This is a genomic window from Allobaculum fili, assembly GCF_020969955.1.
Classification (GTDB): domain Bacteria; phylum Bacillota_I; class Bacilli_A; order Erysipelotrichales; family Erysipelotrichaceae; genus Allobaculum; species Allobaculum fili.
In genome coordinates, this window is record NZ_JAHDSX010000124.1 from 1 (window position 1) to 358 (window position 358).

Annotated in this window: 1 protein-coding gene; it reads left to right on the top strand. The window is 50.0% G+C overall.

The genetic code is table 11. The features are described 5' to 3' along the window. Window positions 1-239: hypothetical protein (locus Afil_RS10790; protein WP_230268556.1), on the top strand; the 239-nt coding region annotated here is incomplete at its 5' end. Between the last annotated feature and the right edge of the window lie 119 nt (window positions 240-358).

Consider the following 358-nt stretch of genomic DNA (forward strand, 5'->3'; position numbering starts at 1 on the left):
ACAACCAGGGCTGCCTTCCACGGGAGATCTTTGTGAAGCTCGGATATGATCCGGCAATCATCGGGGAGAGCAGAATGTCCAACACTGCCTATCTCATCTCCCAGAGCCAGAAAAAGACCGGTGATAAAGGAGATGAATTAGCCAGACTGGAAGGCGAAGTCCGGGCATTGCGCAAAGAGCTCGATACGCTAAAAAAAATTATTGCACTGGCGAACTCGAGGAAGCCAGGTCGCTCATGATGAACAGGCCTGCTTCAAAATACGCGCTGATTCAGGATGTCATTATGGATCCGGAAAATGTCCTGACTGTGACTGAGCTGTGTGCAATGAACGGTGTCAGTCGTTCAGGTTACTACAGC